Origin of the sequence: Kosakonia sp. MUSA4 (genome assembly GCF_013085925.1) — a bacterium.
GTDB lineage: Bacteria > Pseudomonadota > Gammaproteobacteria > Enterobacterales > Enterobacteriaceae > Kosakonia > Kosakonia sacchari_B.
On record NZ_CP025697.1, the window covers coordinates 630,944 to 647,002 of the forward strand.

A 16,059-nucleotide genomic window follows, 5' to 3' on the forward strand; every position below is an offset into this window, starting at 1 on the left:
TTTCCTTAGTGGATCTGCCGTCGCGCTCAGTGTGAACGGATACAACTGGTGCTGTTCAGTTGGGTCGATATGTCTTAAAATGCCGCCCGCGTCGCAAACTGACACTTTATATTTCGCGCGCAGAAATCAAATGGTTTTAAACGCGGATACGCATATTCTGTTTTTTTTCTTGCAAATATTCATGACGTTAATTTGCCTCGTAAGTTGAACACTATTTCACCTTTGCAGATATTCGCTGCAAATAAGAGATCTTTTGTTCTGGTTAGCCTTTGTGCTGGCTTGACAAGCTTTTCCTCCGCTCCGTAAACTCCCTTAGTGGGGATTTGTGGGATAAAGTGGTGAAAATGGTCACTTGGGGGTGAATCGGACATGTTCCGTGGCGCGACGTTAGTCAATCTTGACAGCAAAGGGCGGTTAGCCGTTCCGACCCGTTATCGGGATTTGCTGCTGGAGAATGCCTCCGGTCAGATGGTGTGTACCATCGACATTCGCCACTCATGCCTGCTGCTTTATCCTCTTCCTGAATGGGAAATTATTGAGCAAAAACTGGCGCGCCTGTCGAGCATGAACCCGCTTGAGCGACGCGTACAACGTTTATTGCTGGGGCATGCCAGCGAGTGCCAGATGGATAGCGCCGGGCGTTTATTGATTGCGCCTGTTTTACGGCAGCATGCCGGGCTAACCAAAGAAGTGATGCTGGTCGGGCAGTTCAATAAATTTGAGCTGTGGGACGAAACGACCTGGTATCAACAGGTCAGGGAAGATATCGACGCTGAGCAATCAGGTTCTGAAGCACTTTCAGATCGGTTGCAGGATTTGTCTCTGTAATGATGATGGAAAATTTTAAACACACGACGGTGCTGCTGGATGAGGCCGTTAATGGCCTGAATATTCGTCCGGACGGCATCTACATCGATGGCACTTTTGGTCGCGGTGGTCACTCGCGCCTGATCCTCTCCCGTTTGGGTGCGGAAGGACGCTTGCTGGCGATCGATCGCGATCCACAGGCAATTGCTGTAGCCCAAACCATTGATGATCCCCGCTTCTCCATCATTCATGGTCCTTTCTCTGCGCTTGCTGATTATGTCAGCGAGCGCGAACTTGTTGGCAAGATCGACGGTATTCTTCTCGATCTTGGTGTCTCTTCACCACAGCTTGACGATCCTGAGCGCGGCTTCTCCTTTATGCGCGATGGCCCGCTCGATATGCGAATGGATCCTACTCGCGGCCAGTCTGCTGCCGAATGGCTGCAAACGGCTGAAGAGGCGGACATCGCATGGGTGCTGAAAACCTTTGGTGAGGAGCGTTTTGCTAAACGTATTGCGCGCGCCATTGTAGAGCGCAACCGCCTCGACCCGATGACCCGCACTAAAGAGCTGGCGGAAGTCGTTGCGGCGGCAACACCGGTGAAAGACAAGTTCAAACATCCCGCGACCCGTACCTTCCAGGCGGTGCGCATTTGGGTAAACAGTGAACTGGAGGAAATAGAGCTGGCGCTAAAAAACTCGCTCGGCGTGCTTGCCCCGGGAGGGCGGCTTTCGGTAATCAGCTTCCATTCTCTGGAAGATCGCATTGTGAAACGCTTCATGCGTGAGCAAAGCCGCGGCCCGCAGGTTCCTGCCGGGTTGCCGATGACCGAAGAGCAACTCAGGAAACTGGGTGGCCGTCAGTTGCGAGCCTTAGGAAAGTTGATGCCGGGTGAAGAAGAAGTGGCTGAAAACCCACGTGCCCGTAGTTCAGTTCTGCGCATTGCAGAGAGGACGAACGCATGATCGGCAGAGTGACAGAAACCCTAAGCAAAGTGAAAGGATCGTTAGGAAGCAACGAGCGCCATGCCTTGCCTGGCGTGATCGGCGACGATCTTTTGCGATTTGGGAAACTGCCACTCTGTCTGTTCATTTGCATCATCATGACGGCAGTGACGGTTGTCACTACCTCTCACCACACACGTTTATTAACCGCGCAGCGCGAACAGCTGGTTCTCGAGCGCGACGCGCTGGATATCGAATGGCGCAACCTGATTCTTGAAGAGAATGCACTCGGCGATCACAGCCGGGTTGAACGGATTGCGACGGAAAAGCTGCAAATGCAGCACGTGGATCCCTCTCAGGAAAATATCGTAGTGCAGAAATAGACATGAATAAGGAATTACGCGACGCATGAAAGCAGTGGCGAAAACGCTTAAACCGAAACGCCAGGAAGAACAGGCCAACTTTGTGAGTTGGCGTTTTGCGTTGCTTTGCGGTTGCATTCTGCTGGCGATGGCGTTTCTGCTTGGGCGCGTCGCCTGGCTGCAAGTTATTAATCCGGAGATGCTGGTGCGCGAAGGGGATATGCGTTCCCTGCGCGTGCAGGAAGTCGCAACGTCGCGTGGAATGATTACCGACCGTTCCGGGCGTCCGCTGGCAGTCAGTGTGCCGGTGAAAGCGATTTGGGCCGATCCTAAAGAGTTACACGATGCTGGCGGCGTCACGCTGGATAACCGCTGGAAAGCGCTCTCTGACGCGCTGAACATGCCGCTGGATCAGCTGGCTTCCCGCATTAACGCCAACCCGAAGATGCGTTTTATCTATCTGGCGCGCCAGGTGAACCCTGATCTCGGCGATTACATTAAGAAGCTCAAGTTGCCGGGGATTCATCTGCGCGAAGAATCCCGCCGATACTACCCTTCCGGGGAAGTGACCGCTCACCTTATTGGTTTTACTAACGTAGATAGTCAGGGGATCGAAGGCGTTGAGAAGAGCTTTGACAAATGGCTTACTGGTCAGCCTGGCGAACGTATTGTGCGTAAAGATCGCTACGGGCGCGTTATTGAAGATATCTCTTCCACCGACAGCCAGGCTGCGCATAACCTGGCATTGAGCATTGATGAACGCTTGCAGGCGCTGGTTTATCGCGAGCTGAATAACGCGGTGGCGTTTAACAAGGCAGAATCAGGAAGCGCAGTGCTGGTCGATGTGAGCACCGGCGAAGTGTTGGCAATGGCTAACAGCCCTTCCTACAACCCGAACAACTTCACCGGTACGTCGAAAGATGCAATGCGTAACCGCGCGATCACCGACGTTTTTGAACCAGGTTCAACGGTGAAACCGATGGTGGTAATGACGGCGCTGCAGCGCGGCGTCGTCACGCCAAATACGGTGCTGAACACCGTGCCTTACCGAATTAACGGCCACGAAATCAAAGACGTGGCGCGCTACAGCGAATTGACCCTTACCGGGGTGCTACAAAAGTCGAGTAACGTCGGTGTTTCGAAGTTGGCGTTAGCGATGCCCTCCTCAGCGTTAGTAGATACTTACTCACGTTTTGGACTGGGAAAAACGACCAATTTGGGGATGGTCGGGGAACGCAGTGGCTTATTTCCTCAAAAACAACGGTGGTCTGACATAGAGAGGGCCACCTTCTCTTTCGGCTATGGGCTAATGGTAACGCCGTTACAGTTAGCGCGAGTCTACGCAACGATTGGCAGTTACGGTGTCTACCGTCCTCTGTCTATTACCAAAGTTGACCCGCCCGTGCCGGGCGAACGCATTTTCAATGAGTCTATCGTGCGCACGGTGGTGCATATGATGGAGAGCGTTGCGCTGCCGGGCGGCGGCGGGGTGAAAGCAGCCATCAAAGGCTATCGCATTGCTATCAAAACCGGGACGGCGAAAAAAGTCGGCCCGGATGGTCGTTATATCAACAAATATATTGCTTACACCGCTGGCGTCGCACCTGCCAGCCGCCCGCGCTTTGCGCTGGTGGTGGTGATTAACGATCCGCAAGCGGGTAAATACTACGGTGGTGCCGTGTCCGCACCGGTCTTCGGTGCCATCATGGGCGGCGTTCTGCGCACCATGAACATTGAGCCGGACGCGCTGACCACGGGCGAAAAAAGTGAGTTTGTAATTAATCAAGGCGAGGGTACAGGTGGCAGATCGTAATTTGCGCGACCTTCTCGCTCCGTGGGTGCCAGGCGCACCGGAGCGAGCACTGCGGGAGATGACACTCGACAGCCGTGCGGCTGCATCGGGCGATCTCTTTGTGGCGGTGGTCGGTCATCAGGCGGACGGGCGTCGATATATCCCGCAGGCGATTGCGCAAGGTGTTGCTGCCATTATTGCTGAAGCGAAAGACGAAGCAAATGACGGTGAAATTCGTGAAATGCACGGCGTTCCGGTCATTTACCTCAGCCAGTTGAATGAGCGCCTTTCCGCGCTGGCGGGCCGTTTTTACGGTGAGCCATCTGAACAATTGCGCCTGATTGGCGTAACCGGCACCAACGGCAAAACGACGACCACGCAGCTGCTGGCGCAGTGGAGCCAATTGGTGGGCGAAACCAGCGCAGTGATGGGGACGGTCGGAAATGGTCTGCTGGGTAAAGTCATCCCGACGGAAAACACCACTGGCTCTGCGGTGGATGTTCAGCATGTAATTGCCGGGCTGGCTGCGCAGAAAGCGACGTTTGCCGCGATGGAAGTCTCATCCCATGGTCTGGTGCAGCATCGCGTGGCGGCGCTGAAGTTTGCCGCTGGGGTATTTACCAATTTAAGCCGTGATCACCTCGATTATCACGGCGACATGGCGCACTACGAAGCGGCGAAATGGCTGCTGTTCTCCTCTCACCACTACGGGCAGGCGATTATCAATGCCGATGACGAAGTGGGCCGCCGCTGGTTAGCGAATCTGCCGGATGCGGTTGCGGTATCGATGGAAGACCATATCAACCCGGATTGTCACGGCCGTTGGCTCAAGGCGACCGGCGTGGAGTACCACGATAGCGGCGCGACTGTTCGTTTTGACTCTTCATGGGGTCAAGGTGAAATCGAAAGCCGACTGATGGGCGCGTTTAACGTCAGTAACCTATTGCTGGCGCTGTCCACGCTGCTGGCGCTGGGGTATCCGTTAAGCGATTTGCTGAAAACCGCTTCACAGTTGCAGCCGGTTTGCGGACGCATGGAAGTATTTAGCGCGCCGGGTAAACCGACGGTGGTGGTGGATTATGCCCATACGCCGGATGCGCTGGAAAAAGCTTTACTGGCTGCACGCCTGCACTGCACAGGTCAACTGTGGTGCGTGTTTGGCTGCGGCGGCGATCGCGATAAAGGTAAACGTCCGCTTATGGGCGCAATTGCTGAGCAGTTCGCCGATGTACCGGTGGTGACGGACGATAACCCGCGCACCGAAGAGCCGCGCGCCATTATCAACGATATTCTCGCCGGTATGCTGGATGCGGGGCGTGCGCATGTGGTCGAAGGCCGTGCGGAAGCCGTGACCAACACCATTATGCAGGCGAAAGAGAATGATGTAGTCCTGCTGGCTGGCAAAGGCCATGAAGATTATCAGATTGTCGGGACGCAACGGCTGGATTACTCCGATCGCGTCACTGCCGCACGTTTGTTGGGGGTAGTGGCATGATTAGCGTAACTCTCAGCCAGCTTGCCGGCATTCTGCACGGTGAATTGCACGGTCAGGATGTGACGATTGATGCGGTGACCAGCGATACCCGCAAACTCACGCCAGGCTGCCTGTTTGTGGCGCTGAAAGGTGAGCGTTTCGACGCCCATGATTTTGCCGAGCAGGCCAAAGCGGGCGGCGCGGGCGCGCTGCTGGTTAGCCGCAAGCTGGACTGCGATTTGCCGCAACTGCTGGTCAAAGACACTCGCCAGGCGTTCGGCGAGCTGGGCGCCTGGGTGCGTCAGCAGGTGCCGACGCGTGTGGTGGCGTTAACCGGCTCTTCCGGTAAAACCTCGGTGAAAGAGATGACGGCCGCCATTCTGAGCGAATGTGGCAACACGCTTTATACCGCAGGAAACCTGAACAACGATATCGGCGTGCCGATGACGCTTCTGCGTTTAACCAAAGAGTATCAATACGCAGTGATTGAGCTGGGCGCGAATCACCAGGGGGAAATCGCCTGGACAGTCGGGCTTACCCGCCCGGAAGCGGCTCTGGTCAATAACCTGGCGGCGGCGCATCTGGAAGGTTTCGGATCGCTTGCGGGCGTGGCGAAAGCCAAAGGTGAAATCTACACCGGGTTGCCTGCCAACGGTGTGGCAATCATGAATGCTGACAATAATGACTGGCTGAACTGGCAGAGCATTATTGGCGATCGCAAAGTGTGGCGCTTCTCGCCAAATGCGGCGAACAGTGATTTTACGGCCACCAACATTCATGTGACCTCTCACGGAACTGAGTTCACGCTGCAAACCCCGATGGGCAATGTGGATGTGACGCTGCCGTTGCCGGGACGACACAATATTGCCAATGCGCTGGCAGCGACCTCGCTGGCGATGGCGGTGGGCGCCAGTCTGGCGGCAGTGAAAAAAGGGTTGGCAAACCTGAAAGCGGTGCCGGGGCGTCTGTTCCCGGTGCAATTGGGCGAAAATAAATTGCTGCTCGATGACACCTACAACGCCAACGTCGGTTCAATGACTGCCGCCGCACATGTGCTGGCGGAAATGCCAGGTTACCGGGTGATGGTGGCGGGCGATATGGCAGAGTTAGGCGATGAGAGCGAAGCCTGTCACATTCAGGTGGGTGAAGCGGCGAAAGGCGTCGGCATCGATAAAGTGCTGAGCGTCGGTAAGCTGAGCAAGGCTCTGAGCGCTGCCAGCGGTGTTGGCGAACATTTTAACGATAAAGCGGCAGTGGTGGCGCGTTTGAAAGCGCTGATCGCTGAACAGCAGATTATTACCATTTTGGTGAAAGGTTCACGTAGTTCCGCCATGGAAGAGGTGGTACGCGAATTACAGGAGAATGGAACATGTTAGTGTGGCTGGCCGAACATCTGGTCAAATATTATTCCGGCTTTAACGTCTTTTCTTATCTGACGTTTCGCGCCATTGTCAGCCTGCTGACCGCGCTCTTCATCTCTTTGTGGATGGGGCCGCGCATGATTGCCCGTCTGCAAAAACTCTCTTTCGGCCAGGTTGTGCGTAACGACGGTCCGGAGTCGCATTTCAGTAAACGCGGTACGCCAACGATGGGGGGAATTATGATCCTCACGGCAATCGTGGTTTCCGTACTGCTGTGGGCTTATCCCTCTAACCCGTATGTCTGGTGCGTGCTGGTTGTACTGGTAGGTTACGGTGCGATTGGTTTCGTTGACGATTACCGCAAAGTGGTGCGTAAAGATACCAAGGGCCTGATTGCTCGCTGGAAATATTTCTGGATGTCAGTGATTGCGCTGGGCGTTGCGTTTGCGCTTTACCTGGCGGGGAAAGATACGCCAGCGACAGAACTGGTGGTGCCGTTCTTTAAAGATGTAATGCCGCAACTGGGCCTTTTCTACATTCTGCTGGCTTACTTTGTGATTGTCGGCACCGGCAACGCGGTTAACCTGACGGACGGTCTTGACGGTCTGGCGATTATGCCGACGGTGTTTGTCGCCGCGGGCTTTGCGCTGGTAGCCTGGGCTACCGGTAACATGAATTTTGCTAACTATCTGCATATCCCTTATTTGCGTCACGCGGGCGAGCTGGTGATTGTCTGCACGGCGATTGTCGGTGCCGGGCTGGGCTTTTTGTGGTTCAACACCTATCCGGCGCAGGTTTTCATGGGGGATGTGGGTTCACTGGCTCTCGGCGGCGCGTTGGGGATTATTGCCGTGCTGCTGCGCCAGGAGTTCTTGCTGGTGATTATGGGCGGGGTGTTCGTGGTGGAAACTCTGTCGGTGATTTTGCAGGTGGGGTCGTTTAAATTGCGCGGCCAGCGTATTTTCCGCATGGCGCCGATTCACCATCACTATGAACTGAAAGGCTGGCCGGAACCGCGCGTGATCGTGCGCTTCTGGATTATTTCGCTGATGCTGGTGCTGATTGGCCTGGCAACGCTGAAGGTACGTTAATCATGGCAGATTACCAGGGTAAAAAAGTCGTCATTATCGGTCTGGGTCTGACAGGTCTTTCCTGCGTTGACTTTTTCCTCGCGCGCGGCGTTACGCCACGCGTAATGGACACGCGCGTTTCACCACCGGGGCTGGATAAGCTGCCGGAGGCGGTAGAGCGCCATCTTGGTAGTCTCAATGATGACTGGCTGCTGGCGGCCGATCTGATCGTCGCAAGCCCTGGCATCGCGCTGGCGCATCCTTCTCTGAGCGCGGCAGCCGATGCTGGCGTTGAGATCGTCGGCGATATCGAACTCTTCTGCCGCGAAGCGCAAGCGCCAGTCATTGCGATTACCGGTTCAAACGGTAAAAGCACCGTCACCAAACTGGTGGGTGAAATGGCAGAAGCGGCAGGCGTTAATGTGGGGGTTGGCGGCAATATTGGCCTGCCTGCGCTGATGCTGCTTGATGAAGCCCGCGAACTCTATGTTCTGGAGCTTTCCAGTTTCCAACTGGAAACCACTTTCAGCCTGCACGCTGCGGCGGCAACCATCCTGAACGTGACGGAAGATCATATGGATCGCTATCCGTTCGGGCTGCAACAGTATCGCGCTGCAAAACTGCGCGTTTACGAAAACGCGAAAGTATGTGTGGTCAATGCGGACGACGCGCTGACCATGCCGGTGCGGGGCGCCGATGAACGCTGCGTGAGCTTCGGCGTTGACGTCGGCGACTATCACCTGAACCGCCAGCAGGGCGAAACCTGGCTGCGTGTAAAAGGTGAAAAGGTTCTGAATGTTAAAGAGATGAAGCTGAGCGGCCAGCACAACTATACCAACGCGCTGGCGGCGCTGGCGCTGGCGGATGCCGCTGGTTTACCGCGGGCCAGCAGCCTGAAGGCGCTGACCACCTTTAGCGGGCTGGCGCACCGTTTCCAGTTGGCGCTGGATCATAACGGCGTGCGTTGGATCAACGACTCGAAAGCGACCAACGTCGGCAGCACTGAGGCGGCGCTGAACGGCTTGCAGGTTGACGGTACGCTGCACCTTCTGTTGGGCGGGCACGGTAAATCAGCCGATTTTTCACCGCTGAAGCGCTATCTCGGCGGCGATCGTATTCGTCTTTATTGCTTTGGCCGCGATGGTGACGAGCTGGCGGATTTACGTCCGGAAATCGCCGATCGGGTTGAAACGATGGAAGAGGCAATGCGTCTGATCGCCACGCGCGTGCAGCCGGGCGATATGGTGCTGTTGTCGCCTGCCTGTGCCAGCCTCGATCAGTTTAAGAATTTTGAACAACGGGGTGATGTCTTTACCCGTCTGGCGCAGGAGTTAGGCTGATGCGTTTAACGCTCCCACGCCCGAGAATGCCGCGCCTGCCAGGATTTAGCCTTCTGGCATGGTTGTTTACGGCATTGAAAGGCTGGGTTATGGGATCACGGCAAAAAGATTCCGACAGCCTGGTAATGTACGACCGCACGTTGTTGTGGTTGACGCTGGGCCTGGCGGCGATCGGTTTCATTATGGTGACCTCGGCCTCGATGCCGGTAGGGCAACGCCTGACGGACGATCCTTTCTTCTTTGCCAAGCGTCATGCGCTGTATCTGTTCCTGGCGTTTTGTATGTCGATGATCACGCTGCGTTTGCCAATGGATTTCTGGCAGAAATACAGCTCGGCGATGTTGATCGCCGCGATCATTATGCTGCTGGTGGTGCTGGTGGTCGGCAGCTCGATCAACGGGGCCTCTCGCTGGATCGATCTCGGAGTCATGCGCTTCCAGCCAGCGGAGTTCACCAAGCTGTCGCTGTTCTGTTACCTGGCCAACTACCTGGTACGTAAGGTGGATGAAGTGCGTAATAACCTGCGCGGCTTCCTCAAACCGATGGGCGTGATTCTGGTGCTGGCGGTTCTGCTGCTGGCGCAGCCGGACCTCGGTACGGTGGTGGTGCTGTTTATCACCACGCTGGCGATGTTGTTCCTCGCCGGGGCGAAACTGTGGCAGTTCATCGCCATCATTGGTATGGGGATTTCAGCGGTTGTGCTGCTGATTCTCGCCGAACCGTATCGTATTCGCCGCGTAACCTCTTTCTGGAATCCGTGGGAAGATCCCTTCGGTAGCGGTTACCAGTTAACGCAGTCGCTGATGGCATTTGGTCGCGGTGAGCTGTGGGGGCAGGGGCTTGGAAACTCGATACAGAAGCTGGAGTATCTGCCTGAAGCACATACGGACTTTATCTTCTCCATTATCGGGGAGGAACTCGGTTATATCGGTGTGGTAGTGGCGCTTTTAATGGTATTCTTCGTCGCTTTCCGCGCCATGTCTATCGGGCGAAAAGCGCTGGAAATCGATCATCGTTTCTCTGGTTTCCTGGCCTGCTCGATTGGTATCTGGTTTAGCTTCCAGGCTCTGGTTAACGTCGGCGCGGCGGCAGGCATGCTGCCGACCAAAGGGCTGACTCTGCCGCTTATCAGTTACGGTGGTTCCAGCTTACTGATTATGTCAGTGGCGATTACGCTGCTGCTACGCATAGATTATGAAACGCGTCTGGAAAAAGCCCAGGCGTTTACACGAGGTTTGTGATGAGTGGTCAACCAAAGCGGTTAATGGTGATGGCGGGCGGTACCGGCGGGCATGTCTTCCCCGGGCTGGCTGTTGCGCACCATTTGATGGATCAGGGCTGGCAAGTGCGCTGGCTCGGAACCGCCGATCGCATGGAGGCCGATCTGGTGCCCAAACACGGTATCGAGATCGATTTTATCCGTATATCCGGCCTGCGTGGCAAAGGGATCAAAGCGCAGTTGTTGGCCCCGGTGCGTATTTTTAACGCCTGGCGACAGGCTCGCGCCATCATGCAACGCTTTAAGCCGGATGTGGTGCTGGGGATGGGCGGTTATGTCTCTGGCCCTGGCGGGCTGGCTGCCTGGTCGCTCGGTATTCCGGTAGTGCTCCATGAGCAGAACGGAATTGCCGGTTTAACCAATAAATGGCTGGCGAAAATCGCCACCAAAGTGATGCAGGCGTTTCCCGGTGCGTTTCCAAAAGCGGAAGTCGTCGGAAACCCGGTGCGCGTTGATGTGCTGGCATTGCCACTACCGCAGGAACGGTTACCTGGCCGTGCAGGGCCGGTTCGCGTGCTGGTTGTTGGCGGCTCGCAGGGCGCGCGCGTGCTGAACCAGACAATGCCGCAGGTCGCGGCGAAGCTGGGCAATGCTGTGACCATCTGGCATCAGAGTGGCAAAGGCGCGCAGCAGGATGTTGAGCAGGCGTATGCCGCCGCGGGCGAACCGCAGCATAAAGTGACGGAATTTATTGACGATATGGCGCAAGCCTACGCGTGGGCGGATGTGGTGGTGTGCCGTTCAGGCGCACTGACGGTCAGCGAAATCGCAGCCGCAGGTTTACCGGCGCTGTTTGTGCCTTTCCAGCACAAAGATCGTCAGCAGTACTGGAATGCATTACCGCTGGAAAAAGCCGGCGCCGCGAAAATCCTCGAACAGCCGCAGTTCACCGTTGATGCGGTAGCTGCGACGCTGGCGGGCTGGGATCGTGAAGCATTGCTGGAGATGGCGGAACGCGCGCGCGCGGCGGCCATCCCGGATGCCACCGAGCGCGTGGCGAATGAAGTCAGCCTGGCAGCTCAGGCGTAAATACTGGCGGCGCGTTGGCGTCGCGCAAATTTAAGTAGTCGATGGCGTTTAGAGAATGAATACACAAGAACTGGCGAAACTGCGTTCAATAGTGCCCGAGATGCGACGTGTCCGGCACATTCACTTTGTCGGCATTGGCGGTGCTGGCATGGGCGGTATTGCCGAAGTGCTGGCCAATGAAGGCTATCAGATTAGCGGTTCCGACCTGGCGCCAAACCCGGTGACGCAGCAACTGGCGGCGCTCGGCGCCACTATTTATTTCAATCATCGCCCGGAAAATGTGAGCGATGCCAGTGTTGTTGTGGTCTCCAGCGCCATTTCTGCCGATAACCCGGAAATTGTCGCGGCGCATGAAGCGCGTATTCCGGTTATCCGCCGTGCGGAGATGCTGGCTGAACTGATGCGTTTCCGTCATGGCATCGCGATTGCCGGTACACATGGCAAAACGACCACAACTGCGATGGTGGCCAGTATTTATGCAGAGGCCGGGCTGGACCCGACTTTTGTTAACGGTGGGCTGGTGAAAGCCGCCGGGGTGCATGCGCGCCTGGGGCACAGCCGTTATCTGATTGCAGAAGCCGATGAGAGCGACGCCTCCTTCCTGCATCTGCAACCGATGGTGGCGATTGTCACCAATATCGAAGCCGATCATATGGATACCTACCAGGGCGACTTCGAAAATTTAAAAACGACGTTTATCAACTTTCTGCACAACCTGCCGTTCTACGGACGTGCGGTAATGTGTGTTGACGATCCAGTTATCCGCGAATTGCTACCGCGCGTGGGACGCCAGACGACGACGTACGGATTTAGCGATGGTGCCGATGTTCGGGTAGAAAATTACCGTCAGATCGGGCCGCAGGGGCACTTCACTTTGGTGCGCCAGGATAAACCGGAACTGCATGTCACGCTGAATGCGCCTGGCCGTCACAATGCGCTGAACGCGGCGGCGGCGGTAGCAGTCGCGACAGAAGAGGGGATCGAGGATGAAGCGATCCTTCGCGCACTGGAAAGTTTCCAGGGCACCGGGCGCCGTTTTGATTTCCTTGGTGAATTCCCGCTGGAAGCGGTGAATGGCAAAAGCGGTACCGCCATGTTGGTGGATGACTATGGCCATCACCCGACAGAAGTGGATGCCACGATTAAAGCAGCGCGCGCGGGCTGGCCGGATAAAAATCTGGTCATGCTGTTTCAGCCGCACCGTTTTACCCGTACTCGCGACTTGTACGACGATTTCGCCAATGTGCTGACGCAGGTTGATTCTCTGCTGATGCTGGAGGTTTATCCGGCTGGTGAAACGGCTATCCCGGGCGCTGACAGCCGTTCTCTGTGCCGTACTATTCGCGGACGCGGCAAAATTGATCCGATCCTCGTGTCCGATCCGGCACAGGTTGCGGCGATGCTGGCGCCGGTACTGACCGGTAATGACCTGATCCTGATTCAGGGCGCAGGGAATATCGGCAAGATTGCCCGCAGCCTGGCCGAGTGCAAACTGAAACCGCAGAGCACAGAGGAGGAGCGCCGTGGCTGAGAAAGTAGCGGTTCTGCTGGGCGGAACTTCCGCCGAGCGTGAAGTTTCGCTTAATTCCGGTGCAGCGGTGCTGGTGGGTTTGCGGGAAGGCGGAGTGGATGCGCACGGCGTGGATCCGCGTGATGTGGATGTCACCCGCCTGAAAGAGATGGGTTTTAGCAAAGCATTTATTGCATTGCATGGTCGCGGCGGCGAAGACGGAACCCTGCAGGGGCTGCTTGAACTGACCGATATGCCGTATACCGGCAGCGGCGTTATGGCATCCGCTCTCTCCATGGATAAACTGCGCAGCAAATTGTTGTGGCAGGGGGCCGGATTACCGGTTGCGCCATGGGTCGCGCTCGAACGCAGTGAGTTTGAATCAGGCCTAAGTTTTGATGATATTCAACGCATTGATGAACTGGGGTTACCTGTTATTGTCAAGCCCAGCCGTGAAGGTTCCAGCGTTGGGATGTCGAAGGTCGACAAAAGTGAAGATCTGCATGCGGCATTAGCGCTTGCGTTTCAACATGATGACGAAGTTCTGATCGAAAAATGGCTCAGTGGCCCGGAATTTACCGTGGCGATGCTTGGGAACGAAATTTTACCGTCGATTCGTATCCAGCCAGCGGGAATCTTCTATGATTATGAGGCGAAGTATCTCTCTGATGAGACAAAATATTTCTGCCCATCAGGTCTGGAAGTGGAGCAAGAGGCGGCATTACAGTCCCTGGTAGTGAAAGCATGGCGTCTTTTAGGTTGCCGTGGCTGGGGAAGAATTGATGCCATGCTGGATAGCGACGGTCAGTTTTATTTGTTGGAAGCGAACACATCGCCAGGGATGACGAGCCACAGCCTGGTGCCGATGGCTGCTCGCCAGGCGGGTTTGAGCTTCTCGCAACTTGTTGTTCGCATTCTGGATCTGGCGGAGTGATATGTCACAGGCTGCGCTGAACACGCGAAACCGCGAAGCGGAGGCCGTAACCACCTCCCGCCGCAACAATGGAACGCGTCTTGCAGGGATTTTGTTCCTGCTGGCGGTGCTGTGCACCGTGTTTGTTAGCGGCTGGGTGGTTTTGGGTTGGATGGATGATGCACAACGCTTGCCGTTGTCGAAGCTGGTGGTGACGGGTGATCGTCATTACACCCGCAATGATGATATTCGTCAGTCTATTCTGGCGCTGGGAGCACCCGGCACCTTCATGACGCAGGACGTTAATATTATTCAGAGTCAGATCGAGCGCCTGCCCTGGATAAAGCAGGCAAGCGTCAGAAAGCAGTGGCCAGACGAATTGAAGATTCATCTGGTTGAATACGTGCCGATTGCGCGATGGAATGATCAGCATATGGTCGATGCCGACGGTAATGCGTTCAGCGTGCCGTCCGAACGAACCAGTAAGCAGGTTTTGCCCATGTTGTATGGCCCTGAAGGCAGTGAAAGCGAAGTATTGCAAGGCTACCGCGATATGGGGCAATTGTTGGCGAAGGATAAATTCACGTTAAAGGAAGCGGCGATGACGGCGCGACGTTCATGGCAGGTCACGCTGACTAACGACATCAGGCTCAACCTGGGTCGTGGCGATACAATGAAACGCCTGGCGCGCTTCGTGGAGCTTTACCCGGTTCTGCAGCAACAGGCGCAAACGGACGGTAAGACGATCAGTTACGTGGATTTACGCTATGACTCAGGCGCGGCTGTAGGCTGGAAAGCAGCCCCTGTTCAGGAACCGAATCAGCAGCAAAATCAGGCACAACAGAATCAGGCACAACAGAATCAGGCACAGGCAGAGCAACAATGATCAAGGCGACGGACAGAAAACTGGTGGTTGGACTGGAGATTGGCACCGCGAAGGTAGCCGCTTTAGTAGGGGAAGTTCTGCCCGACGGTATTGTGAATATCATTGGCGTGGGCAGTTGCCCGTCTCGTGGTATGGATAAAGGCGGAGTGAACGATCTGGAATCGGTAGTGAAATGCGTACAGCGCGCTATCGATCAGGCTGAATTGATGGCGGATTGCCAGATCTCTTCTGTCTACCTGGCGCTTTCGGGGAAGCACATTAGCTGCCAGAACGAAATTGGGATGGTGCCGATTTCGGAAGAGGAAGTGACGCAGGAAGATGTGGAGAACGTTGTGCATACCGCCAAATCAGTGCGTGTACGCGATGAACACCGTGTTCTGCATGTGATTCCGCAGGAGTACGCCATCGACTACCAGGAGGGGATCAAAAACCCGGTTGGGCTGTCTGGCGTGCGTATGCAGGCAAAAGTACATTTGATTACTTGCCATAACGATATGGCAAAAAACATCGTTAAAGCCGTTGAACGATGTGGGTTAAAAGTTGACCAACTTATTTTCGCCGGACTGGCCTCCAGCTATTCGGTGTTGACGGAAGACGAACGAGAACTGGGCGTCTGCGTTGTTGACATCGGTGGTGGTACAATGGACATGGCGGTCTATACTGGCGGCGCGCTGCGCCACACGAAAGTGATCCCTTATGCAGGGAATGTGGTCACCAGCGATATTGCTTACGCTTTCGGTACGCCGCCCAGTGATGCAGAGGCGATCAAAGTTCGCCACGGTTGTGCGCTGGGGTCGTTAGTCGGCAAAGATGAGAGCGTTGAAGTCCCCAGCGTGGGCGGTCGTCCGCCGCGCAGTTTGCAGCGTCAGACGCTGGCAGACGTGATTGAGCCTCGCTATACCGAGTTGCTCAATCTGGTTAACGATGAGATTTTGCAGTTGCAGGAACAGCTACGCCAGCAGGGTGTAAAGCATCACCTGGCGGCGGGGATTGTGTTGACCGGCGGCGCAGCGCAAATGGAAGGCCTTGCGGCCTGTGCACAGCGCGTTTTCCATACGCAGGTGCGTATTGGTGCGCCGCTCAACATTACTGGCTTGACCGATTATGCCCAGGAGCCGTATTACTCGACGGCTGTAGGGTTGCTGCACTACGGAAAAGAGACGCATCTCAGTGGTGAAGCAGAAGTGGAAAAACGCGCGTCAGTAGGGTCATGGTTCAAACGAATCAACAGCTGGCTGCGAAAAGAGTTTTAATTTTTTTCAGAGAGCGCAGAAAATTAGCGGTCTCAGGCG

14 protein-coding genes are annotated in these 16,059 nt (G+C 55.7%); all 14 read left to right on the forward strand.

The window, feature by feature from the left end; genetic code table 11:
- Positions 1 to 369 precede the first annotated feature (369 nt).
- From mraZ to ftsA, 14 genes are read left to right on the forward strand one after another with little or no spacing between them, the layout of a single operon-like run.
- A complete protein-coding gene (gene mraZ, locus C0557_RS02985) occupies positions 370 to 828 on the forward strand; it encodes a division/cell wall cluster transcriptional repressor MraZ (RefSeq protein ID WP_007373139.1) in 459 nt (152 codons plus the stop codon).
- A gap of 2 nt (positions 829 to 830) precedes the next feature.
- Entirely contained in the window at positions 831 to 1,772 is a 942-nt protein-coding gene (gene rsmH / locus C0557_RS02990) for a 16S rRNA (cytosine(1402)-N(4))-methyltransferase RsmH (protein WP_007373140.1), read from the forward strand.
- A complete protein-coding gene (ftsL, locus tag C0557_RS02995; protein WP_007373141.1) occupies positions 1,769 to 2,134 on the forward strand; it encodes a cell division protein FtsL in 366 nt (121 codons plus the stop codon). Before rsmH ends, ftsL begins: the two co-directional genes overlap by 4 nt.
- A 25-nt stretch (positions 2,135 to 2,159) precedes the next feature.
- Positions 2,160 to 3,926, forward strand: a complete 1,767-nt coding sequence (locus tag C0557_RS03000) for a peptidoglycan glycosyltransferase FtsI (protein ID WP_208657443.1) — start codon at positions 2,160 to 2,162, stop codon at positions 3,924 to 3,926.
- The gene (murE, locus tag C0557_RS03005; RefSeq protein ID WP_208657444.1) at positions 3,913 to 5,400 is read left to right on the forward strand and encodes a UDP-N-acetylmuramoyl-L-alanyl-D-glutamate--2,6-diaminopimelate ligase; all 1,488 of its coding nucleotides are present in this window, start codon (positions 3,913 to 3,915) and stop codon (positions 5,398 to 5,400) included. Before C0557_RS03000 ends, murE begins: the two co-directional genes overlap by 14 nt.
- Positions 5,397 to 6,755 (forward strand): UDP-N-acetylmuramoyl-tripeptide--D-alanyl-D-alanine ligase, encoded by a 1,359-nt coding sequence (gene murF / locus C0557_RS03010; protein ID WP_208657445.1) that lies wholly within the window; start codon positions 5,397 to 5,399, stop codon positions 6,753 to 6,755. The genes murE and murF overlap by 4 nt, the downstream gene beginning before the upstream one ends.
- The gene (mraY, locus tag C0557_RS03015; protein WP_208657446.1) at positions 6,749 to 7,831 is read left to right on the forward strand and encodes a phospho-N-acetylmuramoyl-pentapeptide-transferase; all 1,083 of its coding nucleotides are present in this window, start codon (positions 6,749 to 6,751) and stop codon (positions 7,829 to 7,831) included. Before murF ends, mraY begins: the two co-directional genes overlap by 7 nt.
- A 2-nt stretch (positions 7,832 to 7,833) precedes the next feature.
- A complete protein-coding gene (gene murD / locus C0557_RS03020) occupies positions 7,834 to 9,150 on the forward strand; it encodes a UDP-N-acetylmuramoyl-L-alanine--D-glutamate ligase (RefSeq protein ID WP_208657447.1) in 1,317 nt (438 codons plus the stop codon).
- Positions 9,150 to 10,391 carry a cell division protein FtsW gene (gene ftsW, locus C0557_RS03025; RefSeq protein WP_007373147.1) on the forward strand — a complete coding sequence of 414 codons (1,242 nt, stop codon included), beginning with the start codon at positions 9,150 to 9,152 and terminating at the stop codon, positions 10,389 to 10,391. The genes murD and ftsW overlap by 1 nt, the downstream gene beginning before the upstream one ends.
- Positions 10,391 to 11,458, forward strand: coding sequence for an undecaprenyldiphospho-muramoylpentapeptide beta-N-acetylglucosaminyltransferase (gene murG, locus C0557_RS03030; protein WP_074774995.1), 1,068 nt, complete (start codon positions 10,391 to 10,393; stop codon positions 11,456 to 11,458). Before ftsW ends, murG begins: the two co-directional genes overlap by 1 nt.
- A gap of 55 nt (positions 11,459 to 11,513) precedes the next feature.
- The gene (murC, locus tag C0557_RS03035) at positions 11,514 to 12,989 is read left to right on the forward strand and encodes a UDP-N-acetylmuramate--L-alanine ligase (RefSeq protein ID WP_208657448.1); all 1,476 of its coding nucleotides are present in this window, start codon (positions 11,514 to 11,516) and stop codon (positions 12,987 to 12,989) included.
- Positions 12,982 to 13,902: a D-alanine--D-alanine ligase gene (locus C0557_RS03040; RefSeq protein ID WP_208657449.1), complete on the forward strand. Its 921-nt coding sequence runs from the start codon at positions 12,982 to 12,984 to the stop codon at positions 13,900 to 13,902. Before murC ends, C0557_RS03040 begins: the two co-directional genes overlap by 8 nt.
- Position 13,903: 1 nt before the next feature.
- Complete coding sequence (gene ftsQ / locus C0557_RS03045) at positions 13,904 to 14,767, forward strand: cell division protein FtsQ (protein WP_208657450.1); 864 nt, start codon at positions 13,904 to 13,906, stop codon at positions 14,765 to 14,767.
- Positions 14,764 to 16,020 carry a cell division protein FtsA gene (gene ftsA, locus C0557_RS03050; RefSeq protein WP_007373152.1) on the forward strand — a complete coding sequence of 419 codons (1,257 nt, stop codon included), beginning with the start codon at positions 14,764 to 14,766 and terminating at the stop codon, positions 16,018 to 16,020. The genes ftsQ and ftsA overlap by 4 nt, the downstream gene beginning before the upstream one ends.
- Positions 16,021 to 16,059: the final 39 nt, after the last annotated feature.

Coding starts and splice junctions, on each gene's coding strand:
- ftsA (WP_007373152.1), top strand. CDS start 14,764: ATGATCAAGGCGACGGACAGAAAACTGGTGGTTGGACTGGAGATTGGC.
- ftsQ (WP_208657450.1), top strand. CDS start 13,904: ATGTCACAGGCTGCGCTGAACACGCGAAACCGCGAAGCGGAGGCCGTA.
- murC (WP_208657448.1), top strand. CDS start 11,514: ATGAATACACAAGAACTGGCGAAACTGCGTTCAATAGTGCCCGAGATG.
- ftsW (WP_007373147.1), top strand. CDS start 9,150: ATGCGTTTAACGCTCCCACGCCCGAGAATGCCGCGCCTGCCAGGATTT.
- murF (WP_208657445.1), top strand. CDS start 5,397: ATGATTAGCGTAACTCTCAGCCAGCTTGCCGGCATTCTGCACGGTGAA.
- rsmH (WP_007373140.1), top strand. CDS start 831: ATGATGGAAAATTTTAAACACACGACGGTGCTGCTGGATGAGGCCGTT.
- mraZ (WP_007373139.1), top strand. CDS start 370: ATGTTCCGTGGCGCGACGTTAGTCAATCTTGACAGCAAAGGGCGGTTA.
- ftsL (WP_007373141.1), top strand. CDS start 1,769: ATGATCGGCAGAGTGACAGAAACCCTAAGCAAAGTGAAAGGATCGTTA.
- C0557_RS03000 (WP_208657443.1), top strand. CDS start 2,160: ATGAAAGCAGTGGCGAAAACGCTTAAACCGAAACGCCAGGAAGAACAG.
- murG (WP_074774995.1), top strand. CDS start 10,391: ATGAGTGGTCAACCAAAGCGGTTAATGGTGATGGCGGGCGGTACCGGC.
- mraY (WP_208657446.1), top strand. CDS start 6,749: ATGTTAGTGTGGCTGGCCGAACATCTGGTCAAATATTATTCCGGCTTT.
- murD (WP_208657447.1), top strand. CDS start 7,834: ATGGCAGATTACCAGGGTAAAAAAGTCGTCATTATCGGTCTGGGTCTG.